Consider the following 16,828-nt stretch of genomic DNA (forward strand, 5'->3'; position numbering starts at 1 on the left):
TTATATATTTTCTATGAGTGATGTTATTCAAATACACGGGGCGCGTCAACACAATCTTAAAAATATAAACGTGGAAATTCCGCGCGGAAAGATTGTCACCATAACGGGCGTGAGCGGCTCGGGAAAATCATCGCTTGCGTTTGACACTGTTTATGCCGAGGGCTATCGCAAATATTTGGAAAGCCTTTCCGCCGACGTGCGCAGGGTTTTGGGCGCGATAGCAAAGCCCGACGTCGATTACATAAGGGGATTGCCGCCCGTGATTGCGGTCGAGCAAAACGTAAGCGCGGCGACAAATCCGCGCAGCACTCTCGCAACCGCGACCGAAATTGCCGACTACGCCCGCCTTGTCTGGTGCGTTGCGGGCGTCCAAAAATGCCCGTTCGACGGGGGAGAAATCAAGCGCAGAAGCCTCGACGAGTGCGTTGAGGAAATTTTGGCTTTCCCCGAAGGCGGAAAGCTTTATCTAATTGCCCCGTTTTTGGAGGGCAAGAAAACCGCCGCGGCGGCGGGAATTGAGGACCTTAAAAAGCGCGGCTGGCAGAGGGCGCGAATTAACGGAGAAATCGCGGAGCTTGACGGCGGGGAAGCATTGAAGCTTCTGAAAGCGGATAATAAAATAGACATTGTAATCGACCGCATAAAAGTTTCCGAAAACGCGAGAAGCCGAATTTCCGACTCTTTGGAGCTGGCTCTGAAAGAGGGGGCGGGCAAGGCTTTTGCGTACTGCGAATTTGGCGGCGAGGCATTTGAGAAAACGTTGAGCACCGCGCTTTCATGTTCGGTTTGCGGCAGGGTTTTCGACGACATTTCTCCGCGCAGTTTTTCCCACAACCATCCCGACGGGGCATGCCCGTCTTGCGGCGGCATCGGCAGGGTCATGAGTTTTGACGAGCGTCTTGTCGTTCCCGACGACACAAAGAGCGTTTACGGCGGTGCTTTGAAGCCGTATCGAATGGGGTCGAGGTATTTGATTTTACACAGATGCTCTCTTTTAAAGAAGCTTTCATTGCAATACCCGTTTGACCGAAAAGCTCCGTGGAAAGATCTGCCTCAGGACGTCCGCGATTTCATTCTCTACGGAGACAAGAACCGCCCGTTTGAAATCAGGCGCGGGCGTTCCAATAAAAAGGCGCAGACTCCGTATTATTTCCCGGGAGTGCTTGCGGAGCTTGACCATTACTATTCGCACGGGGCGAGCGACGCCATGACCGTGAAGCTCGGAGCATTTATGGTTTCAAGCGTGTGCAAGGATTGCAAAGGGGCGCGGTTGAATGCCCGAAGCCGAAATGTTTTCGTAAACGGCAAGTCGTATCCCGAATTTATGTCGATGTCGGTCGATGCCGCGCTTGAATTTGCAAAAAGCTTGAAAGGCGGCAGGTTTGACGCCATAAGCGAGGCTGTGAACGGGCTTAAAGAAAGACTTGATTTTCTAAACAGGGTCGGGCTTTCATATCTGCATTTGGACCGCGAATATTCGACCCTTTCAAATGGCGAAGCGAGAAGGGCGCGCCTTGCCGCCCAGCTTGGAATGGAGCTTGTGGGAGCTGCGTACGTTTTGGACGAGCCGACGATAGGGCTTCATCCTTCCGACAACGACAGGCTTATCGGCGCGATAAAAAATCTGCGCGACGGCGGTAATTCCGTAATTCTGGTCGAGCACGACGCCGACGCAATCAAGGCGAGCGACTACATCATAGAGCTTGGCCCGAAAGCGGGGTTTAGCGGCGGCGAGGTTGTCTTCAAAGGCTCTCTTTCAGAGTGCAGAAAATCAAAGTATTCGAGAACAGGGGCGTATCTTTCGGGCAGGGCACGAATTGAAAAATATTCGCCATCTCCCAAGCCCGACGGCAGAATTTTGCGGGTTAAAAATGCGAGGGAACACAACTTGAAAAACATTACGGTGGATTTCCCCGTAGGGCTTTTGACGGTTGTTTGCGGCGTAAGCGGATCCGGCAAGAGCACGCTCGTAAATGAAATTCTGGCAAATGAGGCGGCGCGGAAGCTAAACGGCGCAAAGCAACTTTGCGGGGCGCACGGAGGAATCGAGGGCTTGGAATATTTCGACAAGTGCGTGAGGGTTGACCAGTCTCCGATTGGGCGCACTCCGCGCTCTAATCCCGCGACATACACAAAACTGTTTGACAAGCTCCGCGAGCTGTTTGCGAAAACCCCCGCCGCGATTGCGCGCGGCTACAAGGCGTCTCGTTTCAGCTTTAACGTAAAAGGAGGGCGTTGCGAGCATTGCGGCGGCGACGGGGCGGTTGCTCTTGATATGCAGTTTTTGGGCGATATTTACGTAGAATGTCCCGCATGCAAAGGCAGGAGGTATAATCGCGAAACGCTTGAAGTAAAGTACAAGGGCTTGGATATTTCGCAAGTTTTGGAGCTTACTGTTGACGAGGCGGCGGAGCTTTTCCGCTCTCATTCGGACATCGTTTCAAAACTTAAAACTTTGCAGGATGTAGGTCTTGGATATGTGCGACTGGGGCAGTCCGCAAACACTCTTTCGGGCGGGGAAGCCCAGCGCATAAAGCTTTCTCTTGAACTTTCCAAGAGGCAAAACGGCAAAAATTTGTATATTTTGGACGAGCCTTCAACAGGGCTTCATTGGGACGACATTGAAAAGCTTATGACTTTGCTTTTCAAACTGCGCGATGCGGGAAATACCGTAATCGTCATCGAGCACCACCCTGATTTCATTCGCCTTGCAGACCATCTCGTGGAGCTTGGCCCTACGGGCGGAGAGCATGGCGGAAATCTCATATATTCGGGAAGCGTTGAAGGGCTTGCAAAACTCGACACCCCGACTTCAAAATATTTGTAAAAATCTAAAACAGATACAAAAAATGGCATCAGCTTTTTCCGATGCCATTTTTTTTGTATTTAATTTTAAAGAATTATTTTCTTCTTCTGTATGCTGCAAACGCAAGAGCCAAAGCTCCAAAAATCATTGCGTATGTGCTTGGTTCCGGAACATTGACCATAGACATATTTACAAATAGTGTATTGTTTAAAATTTGATAACCATTGTATACCATATCGCCGGTATTTGCAATTTTTATGATGCGATCCCAATCCCAAGCAACATTATTAAATGTGTTGTTTGTACCTTCAATAGATTGGGTAGATGAAAGAATTGCAAACCAATAATCGCCATCTTCTAAACCTGTCACATTGCTAAAATCAAGTTCAACAGCATTAGCTTGCATGCTTTTTACATATTGACCTTGAAAAATAGCCTTTGACTTATCTGCATTTTCAAGAGTATCTTTTTGAAATGCGTTTTCTGCTCCTAATAAGAATTTTAATTTGCCATTTTCTGCAATTTTAACTTCCCATCCATTAGAAAGAGAACCTGCATCTGCTGCAATAAAGTTGTTTTCAGCATCAAATCCGCCGAATTGAATATAACTTTCTACTGTTTCTCCTACTTTGCCAACATTTATTGATTGAGCTTTAACATTTGTGCCTGTTCCGTAAATTGTAAGAGAATTTTTCCCGGAATTGCTATAAAAATTACCAATATTTAGATCGTATATATTTGCCGATGCTCCATTGGAAAATGTTACACTTGCTTCTGAGGTTCCCGTTGCATTGATTCTTAATGTTTCACGTCCCCCTTCTTTTGATGCTTTCATTACTGCATTTGCACCACTAACAACAACATTTACCTTTTGATTATCTACAGTTGCACCAACATTCCACTGGCTTTTCATAAGAATTGTGCCATTATCAACATTTATAGTTGAACCTTCTACAGAACCAGAGAATTGCTCAAAAGTTGTGTTTAAAATACCGCCATTTGTTATATTAAAATTTGAATAACCGCCTGTACCCCAGTTAAATTTTGCAACGTCAAAAGTAGCACCATCTGAAACATTAAATTCCATTCGAGTATTTCCGAACATTGTGAAAGTGCCTGTATATGTTAGGCTTGCGTCTTCACCTGTAATATTCAATGTGGCATAATGGTCTTTCCAAGGAGATTCTGCAACTGTAACTGCAGTTGTAACATCAACAGTTATGCCATTATTAAAGATAACAGATCCATCATTTGTTGGAACAGATCCATTTTCCCATGTATCAGGATTTGTCCAGTTCCCACTAGAAATTGCTGTAAATTCTTCCGCATTGGCACTTAATGCCATAATGGAAGATATAGTCAATAACGAAATAATATTTTTCATAATAAAGTATAAAGATAAAAAACATCTAAGTCAAGAAATATTTTTATGGTATATGCATTCTTATATACCATAAACATTGGGAATAGTTTACGAGTCTTTAAGTAAATCGTGCAGCTTTTCATCTCTTGCCGATTAGTTTTGCCGTACTTTTATTTGTCAGCTAAATCAAAAATCACCATCCCCCCCTCTTCGTAAAATTTTTATAAATATCCTATTTTATTCCTTCTGATGTTGATAAAACAGATGTTTGCTTGTCGGCAAAAAAAAAGCGTTTTCCGAAGAAAACGCTTTCTGAAATAACTTTGCAAGATTAACGCTTTGAGAACTGGAAGCGTTTGCGCGCGCCGGGCTGACCTGACTTTTTACGTTCCTTTGCGCGTCCGTCGCGAGTGATGAGACCCGCTTTCTTGAGAACAGCCCTCAAGTTTGCGTCCATCTTTTCCAATGCGCGTGCCAAACCGTGGCTGATTGCGCCCGCCTGTCCGTTTGCGCCGCCGCCATTTACCTTGATTTTAGCGTCAACCGATGTAGCCAAACCCGTTACGACCAAAGGACGTGTTGCTTCCAATGCAAGTGCGTCTGTGAAGCAATATTCCGTCAAGGGTTTTCCGTTTACGGTCAAATTGCCCGAACCGTTTGTGAGGTTTACGCGGGCAACTGCCGTCTTGCGGCGGCCTACTGATACAAATACTTGTTTTTCGCTCATTGTATGTTCCTAAATTAGAAGTTGAATGGCTTGGGTTGCTGAGCCGCGTGCGGGTGTTCCGCGCCTGCGTAAACATGGAGCTTTTTGAGCATCGCGCTTGCAAGCTTGTTCTTCGGCATCATGCCGCGAACCGCATTTTCGATGATGAATTCAGGCTTGCGCTTGCGGAATTCGCTGAGGCTTACATATTTTTCGCCGCCGACATATCCCGTGTAGAACATATATTCTTTGTCGGTTTCCTTTTTGCCCGTAACGCGGATTTTTTCCGCATTGATTACGATAACATGATCTCCGCAGTCAACGTTTGGAGTATATGTTGGCTTATAGCGACCGCGCAGCACGTTCGCAATTTTTACGGCAAGACGACCAAGCACGAGGTCTTTTGCATCGACTACGTACCACTGCTTTTGTTCTTCTTTCTTGGCTACTGTTGTTTTCATTGTTAAAAGAAAAGTAGAGGAAATTACCTCTTTTTATCCTTTCGTCAAATACTTTTTTTGGTTTTTGTGCGTTTTATCGAAATTTCCGCTTAAAAAGCTCTTTTTTTTATCGAAAACTTCAATTTTTTTAATTTTCAAAATTTGCCGAAATTTGGCGCGTTTTGAAAATTTCCTACTTCCGAAGTTGTTTTGCGCGGCAATAAGACCGAGCTTCGCAAGTTCGGCAGCTTTCGTCCTTTCGGGATTTTTGCTGCGGCAAAGGCGAATTGCAATGCACTGCGAAAGATTGCCGATGCCCGCATTTTGCGCGTCCCGCAAATCGGAGTGGTGCCGTTTTCGGGATTTTAAGCAGATTTTTCTGCCGCCATAAGAGTTTGAGAAGGCTCTTTCAGGCGATGCGAAAAGCGCGAGGCCATTGCGCTTTTTGCACCAATACTTGCGTATTTATTGCGCTTTTTTGCGGTATTGGCCGCCTTTCTTTTGCAAAACGGCTAAGACCTGTTTTTTGGAAAGATTTTCGGCGTTTCCAAGCCGATTTCCATTCGGAAGCTTCGCATCAAGCCCCTTGTGGAAATTAGTTTGCGCGCGGGTTTGCGCGCATGTCAAATTCGATTTTTTCGGGGATTTTTGCCGCGTCTTTCGTCGAATAGGGCGCGAAGGACTTTACTTGTATGTATTGCCCTTCGGCGTCGTTTAAAGGACGCGCAATAATCTCAAATCTGTTTATGAAATGCCCCGACTTTGTCGCTTCAACTTCGATTGCAAGCGGAGTTTTTGCGACAGGCATTCCGTTAACGACGATTTCCGCTCCCGACGGAGTGCTGGAAACTGCTATCGTGCGCGTGTATTTTTGACCGTCGGCGGCGCATCCTGCAAGGACGAACGTCGCCAAAATCGGCAGAAACATTATGCGCAAAATTTTAGTCGTCATCTTCTTCTCCGTCTTCGGGAAGAGTATCAAGATAATCTTCCTTTTTGATGAGTTCGTTGAGTTCGTTTTTGTCTGAAAGTTCGATTTTCACAATCCAGCCAAGCCCTTCGGGGTCGCTGTTCAAGAGTTCCGGAAAAGCTTCGAGTTGTTCGTTTACGGCAATTACCCTGCCGCTTACCGGCATATAGACTTCGCATGAAGCGTTTTCGGATTCAATGTGCGCGAAAGCTTCGCCTTTTTTGAAAAAAGCATTGTCTTCGGGTGTGGTTATATTTGAAATATCGCCCAAAGTTTCCTGCGCATAATCGCTGATTCCGACAGTTCCTATGCCGTCTTCGTCAATTTCGAGCCACTCGTGGTCCTGTGTAAATCTTTTCATATTTTTGCGATTGCCTTGCGGAAATCCGCGGGGAATTCAAAAAAGCGAATGCTTTTTTCGTTATGCGCGCGACAATCTTTTTTTGCAATTTTTTTACTATCGCAAATTGCTCTTTTTCTTTCAACTATTTTTTTATAAATTTTTTATCTAATATCCCCAGGAGCCTTTTACAAAAATTATGCGCATGTCCAAATTCGGAATGGGGAATGTCGTTATGGACGTCACGCGGCATATTCTTTCGGGGGACAGGCAGTTGTGGCACTTGTCGGCTTTTATCGCGCACGGAGTCTTGCGGTTCAGGCGTTTTGCGTTTAGTGGAGCTGCTATATTTTTAGCCCTGAAAAGCGCGGAGGGTATGTCATGTTCGATTTTGTTTTCTCCGCAGACAATGAAAATCTTTTTTGCGCCGAAGGCGGTAGCGGCAATTCGGTTGCCGTTTGCGTCGATGTTTACGATTGCCCCGTCGGAGGAAATTGCGTTTGCGCTCGTGATGTAGCAGGGCGCGGCGTTTTCATCGTTTAAAATTCCGTCGTATTTTTCCTGCCAGTGCCAGATTGTTTTGCCGCGGTTTTGCAAGGCGTTAAACCAGCCGAGCTCTTGGATTGTCATAGAGCCGCCGATTCCCACGCAGTCTTTGCCGATTTCATTTAAAACGTATTTAAGGGCTTCTTCGCCGCTTTCAAAAAATTCCGCCGAAAAGCCTTTTTTTCTGAAATTTTCAAGTGCTGTTTTTGTCAATTCCTGCATATTGCCAAGATTGGGTTTTGCGTTTGTTTTTTCAATTTAAATTTTCAGAAAATTTTTGATTATTTGCGTTCCACAGTCGCACATTATGCTTTCGGGATGAAACTGCAAGCCGCGCGTTTTTGAATTTTTTACGCGTACGGCGGCGATTTGCCCGAATGAGTCGAGCGCGGTGATTTCCAGCTCCTTCGGGAAATCTTTTTGCGAAACCGTCCATGAGTGGTAATGCCCGATTTTGGCAGTTTCCGAAACGCCTTCAAAAATTTCGTCTTTGGGGGAAGAAAACGATATTCCGCTTTGAACCCCGTGGAGCGGAGCAATGTTTTCAAGTTTTGCCCCGAAGCATCTGCATATTGCCTGATGCCCGAGGCAGACGCCTAAAATCGGGATTTTTCCGTTAAATTTCAATATGAAATCCATAAGCCCCCCCGCCTCTTCGGGAAGCCCCGGTCCCGGAGATATTATCGCCCTTGAAAATCTGCCGATTTCTTCGCCGAGAAGTTCGTCGTTTTTTACGATTTTAAATTGCGCGTTTTGCTCTTCAAGAATTTGAGCCAAATTTTGCGTGAATGAATCGTAATTGTCTATTATAAGCGTGCTTCCCATCAGTCAAAGATTATGTTTTCGACGTTAGTTCCCACATCGTCATGCGGGTCGAGCATTGAGTTTATGAAGACGGCTCTTTCGTAGTTTTTTATGTCGGGTATTGAAATATCCCGCACTTCAAGAATGCCGTCTTTTATGAGCTTTTGGCGTTTTGTGCCGTTTAAAAGAAAGGTTTTTGGCGTGTAAAACTTTCCGTTTTTTTTGAACGCGATGTTTGCGTATGAGGAGTCGCAGACTTTCCCGTTTTTGCAGATTATGACATCTGAGGCTGCGCCTTTTTGCGAGAGCGCGAAATCCAAAGGCGCGCGGTTTGCGCTTTTGTGGGAATACTTAGCACCCTTTAAATTTACGATTTTTAGCGAGGATATTTTTTTGGGAGAGTAGGGCAAGACCTCGATTTTTTCGATTTTGTCGGAATAAAGCACCCTTATTTTAAAGAGCCCGCAAGGATTTTCATCTGATAATTTCTGCAAATTCGGAAACTCCAAGCCCGATTCGGGATAAAACTTTGCGAGGGTTTTTTGAAATCTTTTGCGGTGGGCTTCCAAGTTGAAAATTTCTCCGTTTTTTAGCTTTATTGTTTCCAAAAAAACATTCTTTTCGCAGGGTATGTAGATTTTTTCAATCGCCTCTTCGTATTCGGATTTTGCCGAGCTTTGGCTTGTTATGCCGCCGCCGCTTCTGAAAAACAGCTTTCCTTTTTCTTGTTCGATAAACCTTATCGCAACCGCGCTGTCCAAATTTTCGCCGTCGAACATCCCGAAAATTCCCGTGTAAAAGTTGCGGTTTTCTCCTTCCGCTTTTTTGAGGATTTCAACCGTCTTTGTTTTGGGCGCTCCACTTATCGAGCCTGCGGGCAGCATAGGTTTTATGATTTCGCTGAATTTCTTTTTGCAGATATTGCCACAAATTTCCGAGCTTGTTTGCAGAAGGTTCAGCGCGCCGAGCCGCTTTATTTCTTCCGCGTATCTGAATTTGTTCAGGCGGACGCCGGTTGCCGCAAAATTTAAGTCGTTTCGGATTAAATCAACTATCGTGTTGTGTTCTCGGATTTCCTTTTCGCTGTTTTCAAGGTTTTTTGCGGAATTTTTTTCGGAGAGGCTCGCCGTGCCTTTCATCGGATTTGAAAAAATTTTCCCATCATTTGTTTTTACGAAAGTTTCAGGCGAAAACGACAGGAATTTGCCCGAAACAAACAAGATGTATTTCGCCTGCGCGCTCTCAAAAATTTCGCGAAGGGACGCTTCCGAAAAAATCGGAGTTTTTATGGTAAGATTCGCAAGAAACGAATCTCCGCGCATGATAGATTCTTTTACCGCATCGAACTTTTTTTGATAGCTTTTAAAGCTTATTGGTATTGGGTGTATTTGGGGAAATTTAAAATGGCAGGCGCGCGGGGCATAGTTTGAAAACTTGCCGACTTTGAATTTTACGCGCGTATTTTCAAAGTCTTTTTCCTCCAAAAATATTGCATTTTTAAGCTCGTAGTCGAACGCGAAGAAGAACGGGCGTTTTTTCTCAAAGCATTTGTCGGCTTTTTCAAAGGCGCATTGTGCTGATATAAACATGTCTTCCGATTACTTGAAATAAATGTCGGGGCGGCGGTCGGAGAGTACGGGGATTTTTTCCCGCGCGATTTTGGGTTTTTCAAAATCGATGTCGGCAATTTGCAAATCTTCGGCGTCTTTTTTGCATTCGCAGAGAGCGTCGCCAAAAGGGTCTATTATTGCGGAAGAGCCGCAGTACTCTATTTTGTTAGAGCCGAAATTTTCAACTCCGACCTGGTTTACGCACGCCAAAAAGCATTGGCATTCTATTGCCCTTGCGCGCACCAGTGTGCGGAGCTGCCCCATGCGCGGGTGCGGCCACGCGGTGGAAACGACTATCAAATCCGCTTTTTTTTGCGCGATGTTTACGAACATTTCGGGGAAGCGCAAGTCATAGCATACGGCAAAGCCAATGTTTGCAAACGGCATCTTTTTTACGGCGATGGAATTTCCGCATGAGATATGCCTGTCTTCATGAAATACCCCGAAGAGGTGTATTTTGTCGTAGCTTGCGAGAATTTCGCCGTCGGGAGAGGCAAAAATCATTCTGTTTGACGGTTTTGACGAATTTTCTTCAAGATGCGGCACTGTCCCCGCAAGGAAAATTTTGTTTTCTTTTGCGATTTCCAAAAAATCGCGCACAAAGTTTCTGCCGCCTGCGATTGCTTTTTTGTTTTCGCCGTAGTTGAAGCCGCTTGCGAACATTTCAGGCAGGATTGCAAATTCCGCGCCACGGGATTTTGCTTTTTTTACGGCTTCGCAAGCTCTCTTCAAATTTTCGTCGAAGCGCGATTGTTCGACATGCATTTGCACCAGTGCAATCTTCATAAAAATTTTATTTTTTTGATGTTTGCGCATCCGCCGAGTTCGCGGATTTTTTTCAAAATTATTCTCTCTTGGAACATAAGCTCCTGCTTTGCGGTCGAATTGAAAGTCCTTACATACAAAATATTTGCGCCGAGGTCGGAAGGCTCGCTCATTCCCAGGAAACGCTGCGGGACAATGTTTGCCCAGTTTTCAATTACGGATTTTATGGGGCTTGAGGAGGAGAGCTTCAAGTCAAGCAGAATTTTGTCAATCGACTCCCGTGGGGATTGCGGGGCTTTGCCGAGATTGCGCCCGCTTGCAAGACCCCTGAACGCGCTTAAAATTCCGTCGCTGTCTTCTTCAAATAGGGGCATTTCTTTTAAGGTGTTTTTGCAGGAAATAGATGCCGTTTATGGCGATTGAGTGGTATATTTCCCCGCTTTCAATCATCGCGTCAAGTTTTGACGGGTCAACTTCCATGACCTCGATTTCTTCATTCGCGTCCCAGTTTACGGGATGCAGCTTTCGGCATCCTTCGGCGATGACTACATGGGCTTTGTTGTTTTGGATTGCGGGGTTGGGTGAAAACGACGCCGCAAGCTTCGCGCTTTTTGCTACGTATCCCGTTTCCTCTTCAAGTTCTCTGAGCGCGGCTTTTACGGGATCTTCGCCTTTTTCGATTACTCCGCCTGAAAGCTCCCATGAATTGCGCTTTACACCGAATCTGAACTGGTTTACCAGCACGATTTTGCCTTCTTCGGTTATTGCGGCAACCTGCACCCAGTCGTTTGTTTTGCACACATAGAAATTGCCCTCGCGTCCGTCGGGATGGGCGAAATGTTCGTCCCAAACCTTAAAGACCTTGCAGTCGGCTATTTCTCTTTCGCCTAAAAGCTTCCATTCTTTTGGTTTAGGCATTTTTAAGGAATGATTATTTCTTGCCCGATTTTAAGCCTGCGCGAATCCTTGTCGGGATTGGCTTTTTCTATGTCCGATACGTTAACGCCGTATTTCTTTGCGATGATTGAAAAATTTTCGCCCGCTTTCACCTTGTGGATTTTGCCGCTTGGAGTCGGAGTTGCGGCGGCGGATGTTTCTTCCTTGCCTGACGGTTTCGCGGCGGCAGTTTTTGGCGTGCGCACTCCTCTTGACGCGAGTTCGCCTATCGCTTCCTGATTTTTTGCGATTAGATTGCGGTTATTGGTTATTTCAATGCTTAGGGCGTTTATTGCGTTTTGAACTTGCTTTGAAACAGCGTTGGCGTTTATCGCGCCCGCCGCTTTCGTGGCTTCAATCTGCTCAAACGCGCTTGTTATTTTGTCGTTTAAAGCTTTTAATTCCTTTTGCAAATTTGAGCTTTCTTCAAGCGACTTGGAGAGTGTTGCGAGGTTTTCCTTAATCTCTCCCGCCTTGTTTGCCGACGCGACTGCAAATCCGAGCGCGACAAGCCCCATGACAATTCCCAAAAGTCCCGCCGCCAGCGGCAAATATGTTTTCAATGTGGAATTTTCCTGAAAATCCTCTTCCATAAATACTCTGCTTTTTTTGAATTTTTATAATATTATGGGCTTGTTTTGCGCAAGTTCAATATTATTCTTCGTCCAATTTCGGGGAAGTTTTCGCCGCCTTTTTTTCTGAAGTCTTTTTTGCTTTCGGCGCGCGCTTTTCAAATTCAAACCCGATGTCTCCCCCTTCTTTCAGAATAAGGTAGGCGGAGAATTTTTTGCCGGTTCTCTTGGATACGAAGTCTTCTATGAGCGGAGTTTTTCCCGTTTCGGCGAGGGCTTGCACTTCTTCGCGCTTGATTGAGTGCGAAAGCATGTTGCGCCAAATCTTGAAAGAGCATTCCTTTTCTTTGTCGAGCGAATTGGAGCATACATATTGCGAAGTTGTTTCAAGCATCATGCCGTCTTGGCATTGGCAGTAGCCTAGAGCCGCTTTCGGGCATCTTGAAACAGCTTCAGCCTTTGACAAATCTTCGTTTTTTGAGCCTGCACCGCTTTCTGTATTGTCGGAATTTGCCGCTCCGAACTGGAATTTTACCTTGAAGTCGTCGTCGAGTCTCAGGAATGCGGAATAGGGCTTGCCCTGCTTGCTTTTAAAGCCGTCGAGGGGACCTATGATTTTCTTTGCCAAAAGCTCTTCAACTTCCTCTTTCGACATCTTGCGGTTGCCCATTGTCTTGTATATGATGAGCTTGTCGTCCTGCGAGCGGTACGCGCGGAAAGTTTCCATCATGTTTTTGCCGTCGGAAGGGGAGACTATGTTTGTTTCTTTCTTTTCGGAATCTTCTTCCGAGAAAGCTTTTGTGCGTTCTACGATATTCGTTGCCATTTCGGATATACCCGTCATGAAATCTTTTCTGGAAAGTTCGTTTTTTTCTATGAGGCGCAATTTATATTCCCATTCGCCTGTCATCGCGGGGCTTGTGAGGTCTTCAACCCCGACCGCCTTCAAGAATGAGATTAAGCTTTCAGCTTTGTTTGTCGGTACAAGCTCGCGTTTTTGGCGTTCGATGAACTGGTGCATGACGAGGGTGTCTATTATTTGCGCGCGGGTTGCGGGAGTTCCCAGTCCCTTTTCTTTCATTGCTTCCGCAAGCTCGTCGTCTTCAAGAAGCTTGCCCGCGCCTTCCATTGCGGAAAGCAGGGTGGCTTCGGTGTAGCGGGCGGGAGGTTTTGTAGCCTCTTCTTTTGTTTGCGCATCTAAAATTTTTGCGTTTTCGCCGTCTTTTAATTCGGGCAGAGTCGCGCTTTCCTCGTCGTCCTGCTTTTCGGGATTTGCCGCGCCTTTTTCGTAAACTTCAAGCCAGCCCTGAAATTTCAAAATCTTGCCTTCGGTCTTGAAATAATGCCCCGCGGCGACTGACGTCCTTTGTGTGACGTCGAAAATTGCGTCGGGGTAGAATGCGGCGATGAACCTGCGCGCAATCATGTCGTAAATCTTCAATTCGTCGGCGTTTAGCTTTGAAGAGTTAACGCCTGTCGGAATGATTGCAAAGTGGTCGCTGACCTGGGCGTTGTTAAAAATTCTTTTTGTGGCTTTTTGCACATAGCCTTCTTCTGCCGCTTTTTTGCCGAAAACGCCGTATTTGCCGTCAAGGCGGTTCAGGGTGTCGATGCAGACTCCGCGATAGTCTTCGGGAAGCGCGCGGGAGTCCGTGCGCGGATAAGTCACCATTTTATGCTTTTCGTAGAGCGACTGGGTTATGGAAAGCGTGCGTGCGGCGGAGAATGAAAAGCGGTTGTTTGCCTCGCGCTGTAAGGTTGTGAGGTCGTAAAGTTTGGGCGCAATTTGTTTTGATTGGGTCTTCTTTTCCGAAACTTCGGCAAACGGGGCGTTTTTTACCTCTTCAAGAATTTTTTTCGCCGCTTCTTCGTCCCAAATCCTGTCTGCCGCGTCGCCCGAAGCTTTGTCTTTCGCCTTAAAGTCGGGCTTTTGGTAAGTTCCAGAATACTCGCCGTTTTCAATGCCGAATTTTGCCGTTATTTTCCAATACGGCTTGGGCTTGAAGTTCGCGATTTCGCGCTCTCTTTCGACAATCATGGCAAGCGTGGGCGTCTGAACCCTTCCGACGCTTGCGACCGCCTTTTGGCGCGCCCCGAACATTCGGGAAGTGATTGCGCGCGTGCCATTTATTCCGACAATCCAGTCGGATTCGCTGCGGCACCGCGCGGCGTCTTGAAGCGACACCATTTCTTCCTGACTGCGAAGAGAGGCGAACGCCTGCCTTATCGATTCGGGCGTCATGCTCGACATCCAGAGCCTTTGGCGCGGAAGCTTGCATTTTGCCGCCTCGTAAATGTAAGTAAAGATGAGTTCGCCCTCTCTGCCCGCGTCGCAGGCGTTTATGATGCCGTCCAAGTCTTTGCGCCCCATGAGCTTTTTGAGTTCGGCGAATTTTTTCTTCGTCTTTTCAATGGGCTTAGGGGTGAACTTTTCAGGCAGTATCGGAAGGTTTGCGAGAGACCAGCGGGCGTACTTCTTGTCGATATCGGCAGGCATTGGCAATTCTATCAAATGCCCGAGCGCAGACGATATTACGAACTCTTCGTTTTCGTAATAGTCGCCATTTTTTTTCGCCTTTCCGAGCGTGCGGGCAATATCCGCCGCAACGCTCGGCTTTTCCGCTATGACAAGCTTCTTCATCTTTGTAAAAAGGGCTTATTTCTTGATAAATTCGGGAAGAATTGTATCGAGATTGCCCAGGAGTTCGCGCATTGTTTCGGGCGTTTCGTCGCCCATGTTTGAAATGCGGAAAGTCTTGCCCTTGATTTTGCCGTAGCCGCAGTTGAACATCATGTTGAAGCGTTTTTTAAGCTCTTCGTTGACCGCGGCTATGTCGATATCGAGATTGTTCTTGAAGCAGTTCAAGGTTATTGAGCCGTACTTTTCTTCGGGGAACAATTCAAAGCCGTATCCGTAGCCCCATTCGCGGACAATCTTGTTGTTTTCCAAATGGCGGGCATAGCGTTTTTCAAGACCTTCGTTCTTGATGTCTTCAAGCTTGCTTTCGAGGGCGTAAATCAAAGAGATTACGGGAGTTGACGGAGTCTGGTTCTTTTCCCAGAATTTTTGGAATTCCAAAAAGTCGAAATAGTAGCCTCTGCCTTCGGTTTTCTTTGCCCTTTCCATGGCTTTTTGCGAAACGGAGAGGAACGCCAAGCCCGGGGGGATTGCCATCGCCTTCTGGCAGCCTGCCATCATTACGTCGATGCCGAGTTCGTCTTTTTTTATCGGCATGCCCGAAAAAGAGCTTACCGTGTCGATAATGGAGACAACGTCGGGGAATTCGCGGATTACTTCCATGAGAGCCTTGATGTCGCTCATCGTGCCTGTGGAAGTTTCGTTGTGTATGATGGTTATGGCGTCGAATTTGCCTGTTGAAAGGGCTTTTCTGACCGCTTCGGGATCAACGGGCTTGCCCCAGTCGAACTGCAGCATTTCGGCGTTCAACCCGCAGCGTTTCGACACGTCGTACCACTTGTCGGAAAACGCACCGTTGCCGCAGTTTAGAACTCCCTTTTGAACGACATTGCGCAAAGAGCCTTCCATAACGCCCCAAGAGCTTGATGTGCTCAAATAGACGGGGTCTTTTGTGTAAAACAAGTTCTGCAAGTCGGGCATAATTCTGCCGACCAATGCGGAAAAATCCTTGCTGCGGTGGCCGACAATGGCTTGCGACATTGCCTTGTATGTTTTTTCCGACACTTCAATCGGACCTGGTATGAATAGTTTGTAAGCCATATCTTTATTTGTTAGGTTAAATTATTGCAGAGCGTTTTGGGATTTTATTATCTTTGAATTGTGTTCGGCAAGCGTTATTGTGCTTGGAACCCACGCTTTCGCTTCTTCCGGGGTCATCATCGCAAACGACATTAAAACCAAGAGGTCTCCCTTTTGCCCCATGTGCGCGGCGGCTCCTCTTAGCGATATTGTTTTGGAGCCTGCGGGGGCGGGGATTGCGTAAGTTTCGAATCTCTTGCCGTTTGTTATGTTGCCTACGAGGATTTTTTCCCCGTACATAAGCCCGACCTTCTTCATAAGAAGCTCGTCTATGGCAAGAGAGCCTTCATAATCTTTTATGGCGTCGGTGGTTTCGGCGCGCAAGATTTTCGATTTTAAAATCTGAACCAACATTTTTAGGCGATGATTGACAATAAATAAAGCAATCTACTCAATACTTATAAAATACATAGTCAAGAACTAAAAAAAACTTTAATTCGGGGCGGGGCGGCGGCTTGGTTTTTGCAGGAGTTAAAAACTTGACTTTTGCCGTCGTTTGACTTAATTTTTACGGGTTTTTTGCAGTAAAATGAATAATTTATATTTTAAAAATCCCAAATTGTTTGCAATTTCAACCCTGCTCAAAGCGATTACCTGGGCGGGGCTTTTGGTCGCAATAGCCTATGCTTCTTATGAGATGTTTTATCTGAAAAACGAATTGATTCATGCGGAAAACCATTTCATTGAAAATTTGCAGGTTGCGGTTTGCGCTTTCGCTTGCGCGGTGTTTTTCGCTGGGGCTTTGCTTAACGGCGAAAAGGCTAAGATGATACCTATGTTTTTTGCGGTTTTGGCTTTTGCGTTCATTTTCAGAGAAGTCGATTTCGAGCGTCTTGATGTTCCGGAAATTGTTAAAACTCTGTGTGCGGGCAAGGGCAGGAACATAATAATGGCAGTCTTGTTTGTTTCGGTGTTTACGGGGGCGTTTTTGAAATTCAAATTCTATTTGGGGGCGGCTTTAAAATTTTTGAGGACGAAGGTTTTTGTTTTGGGCGTTTTGGCTGCCTTGACCTTGCTTGCTTCCGACATTGTTGAAAGATCGTCTTTTGTTCCAAATCACGAGTTTTGGGAAGAGTCGGTTGAGCTTGTAGGCTATACGCTCTTTTTGATTTCCGCGATAGTTTATCTTCCAAGACCTATCGAAGAGTAGTTTATATCAAAACAATTTGTCTTAATGGAAATTGCGGGGCTG

The 16,828-nt window shown here is 46.0% G+C and carries 17 protein-coding genes; 2 read left to right on the forward strand and 15 right to left on the reverse strand.

Features of this window, described 5'->3' with window-relative positions; all coding sequences use genetic code 11:
* The first annotated feature begins 13 nt into the window (after positions 1-13).
* Positions 14-2,827: an excinuclease ABC subunit UvrA gene (uvrA, locus tag MOX91_RS01275; protein ID WP_370396264.1), complete on the forward strand. Its 2,814-nt coding sequence runs from the start codon at positions 14-16 to the stop codon at positions 2,825-2,827.
* Positions 2,828-2,900: 73 nt separating this feature from the next.
* Here the strand turns inward: uvrA and MOX91_RS01280 are convergent, their stop codons facing one another.
* From MOX91_RS01280 to panD, 15 genes are all read right to left on the reverse strand, one after another.
* Positions 2,901-4,190, reverse strand: coding sequence for a PEP-CTERM sorting domain-containing protein (locus MOX91_RS01280; protein WP_370396265.1), 1,290 nt, complete (start codon positions 4,188-4,190; stop codon positions 2,901-2,903).
* A gap of 310 nt (positions 4,191-4,500) precedes the next feature.
* The gene (rpsI, locus tag MOX91_RS01285) at positions 4,501-4,896 is read right to left on the reverse strand and encodes a 30S ribosomal protein S9 (protein WP_370396266.1); all 396 of its coding nucleotides are present in this window, start codon (positions 4,894-4,896) and stop codon (positions 4,501-4,503) included.
* 14 nt (positions 4,897-4,910) lie between these two features.
* Positions 4,911-5,336 (reverse strand): 50S ribosomal protein L13, encoded by a 426-nt coding sequence (gene rplM, locus MOX91_RS01290; RefSeq protein ID WP_370396267.1) that lies wholly within the window; start codon positions 5,334-5,336, stop codon positions 4,911-4,913.
* A 574-nt stretch (positions 5,337-5,910) separates the two neighbouring features.
* On the reverse strand, positions 5,911-6,267 hold the full coding sequence (locus MOX91_RS01295) for a PEGA domain-containing protein (RefSeq protein WP_370396268.1): 357 nt from the start codon (positions 6,265-6,267) through the stop codon (positions 5,911-5,913).
* Positions 6,257-6,646, reverse strand: a complete 390-nt coding sequence (gene gcvH, locus MOX91_RS01300) for a glycine cleavage system protein GcvH (RefSeq protein ID WP_370396269.1) — start codon at positions 6,644-6,646, stop codon at positions 6,257-6,259. The genes MOX91_RS01295 and gcvH overlap by 11 nt, the downstream gene beginning before the upstream one ends.
* A 147-nt stretch (positions 6,647-6,793) precedes the next feature.
* Complete coding sequence (locus MOX91_RS01305; RefSeq protein WP_370396270.1) at positions 6,794-7,393, reverse strand: lactate utilization protein; 600 nt, start codon at positions 7,391-7,393, stop codon at positions 6,794-6,796.
* 36 nt (positions 7,394-7,429) lie between these two features.
* A complete protein-coding gene (locus MOX91_RS01310) occupies positions 7,430-7,996 on the reverse strand; it encodes an anthranilate synthase component II (RefSeq protein ID WP_370396271.1) in 567 nt (188 codons plus the stop codon).
* Positions 7,996-9,564: an aminodeoxychorismate synthase component I gene (locus MOX91_RS01315; RefSeq protein ID WP_370396272.1), complete on the reverse strand. Its 1,569-nt coding sequence runs from the start codon at positions 9,562-9,564 to the stop codon at positions 7,996-7,998. The genes MOX91_RS01310 and MOX91_RS01315 overlap by 1 nt, the downstream gene beginning before the upstream one ends.
* Positions 9,565-9,573: 9 nt before the next feature.
* Positions 9,574-10,371 (reverse strand): carbon-nitrogen hydrolase family protein, encoded by a 798-nt coding sequence (locus tag MOX91_RS01320; RefSeq protein WP_370396273.1) that lies wholly within the window; start codon positions 10,369-10,371, stop codon positions 9,574-9,576.
* Positions 10,368-10,724, reverse strand: coding sequence for a DciA family protein (locus tag MOX91_RS01325; RefSeq protein WP_370396274.1), 357 nt, complete (start codon positions 10,722-10,724; stop codon positions 10,368-10,370). The genes MOX91_RS01320 and MOX91_RS01325 overlap by 4 nt, the downstream gene beginning before the upstream one ends.
* Complete coding sequence (locus tag MOX91_RS01330; protein WP_370396275.1) at positions 10,711-11,268, reverse strand: NUDIX hydrolase; 558 nt, start codon at positions 11,266-11,268, stop codon at positions 10,711-10,713. The genes MOX91_RS01325 and MOX91_RS01330 overlap by 14 nt, the downstream gene beginning before the upstream one ends.
* A gap of 2 nt (positions 11,269-11,270) precedes the next feature.
* Positions 11,271-11,879: a LysM peptidoglycan-binding domain-containing protein gene (locus tag MOX91_RS01335; RefSeq protein WP_370396276.1), complete on the reverse strand. Its 609-nt coding sequence runs from the start codon at positions 11,877-11,879 to the stop codon at positions 11,271-11,273.
* Between the two features lie 61 nt (positions 11,880-11,940).
* The gene (locus tag MOX91_RS01340; RefSeq protein ID WP_370396277.1) at positions 11,941-14,499 is read right to left on the reverse strand and encodes a DNA topoisomerase 3; all 2,559 of its coding nucleotides are present in this window, start codon (positions 14,497-14,499) and stop codon (positions 11,941-11,943) included.
* Between the two features lie 15 nt (positions 14,500-14,514).
* A complete protein-coding gene (locus tag MOX91_RS01345) occupies positions 14,515-15,597 on the reverse strand; it encodes a pyridoxal-phosphate-dependent aminotransferase family protein (protein WP_370396278.1) in 1,083 nt (360 codons plus the stop codon).
* A 21-nt stretch (positions 15,598-15,618) separates the two neighbouring features.
* Positions 15,619-15,990, reverse strand: coding sequence for an aspartate 1-decarboxylase (gene panD / locus MOX91_RS01350; protein WP_370396279.1), 372 nt, complete (start codon positions 15,988-15,990; stop codon positions 15,619-15,621).
* Between the two features lie 175 nt (positions 15,991-16,165).
* Between panD and MOX91_RS01355 the strand changes: the two genes are divergently transcribed.
* Positions 16,166-16,786, forward strand: a complete 621-nt coding sequence (locus MOX91_RS01355; RefSeq protein WP_370396280.1) for a hypothetical protein — start codon at positions 16,166-16,168, stop codon at positions 16,784-16,786.
* The last annotated feature ends 42 nt before the right edge of the window (positions 16,787-16,828 follow it).

Origin of the sequence: Intestinicryptomonas porci (assembly GCF_033971905.1) — a bacterium.
Lineage (GTDB): Bacteria > Verrucomicrobiota > Verrucomicrobiia > Opitutales > Intestinicryptomonadaceae > Intestinicryptomonas > Intestinicryptomonas porci.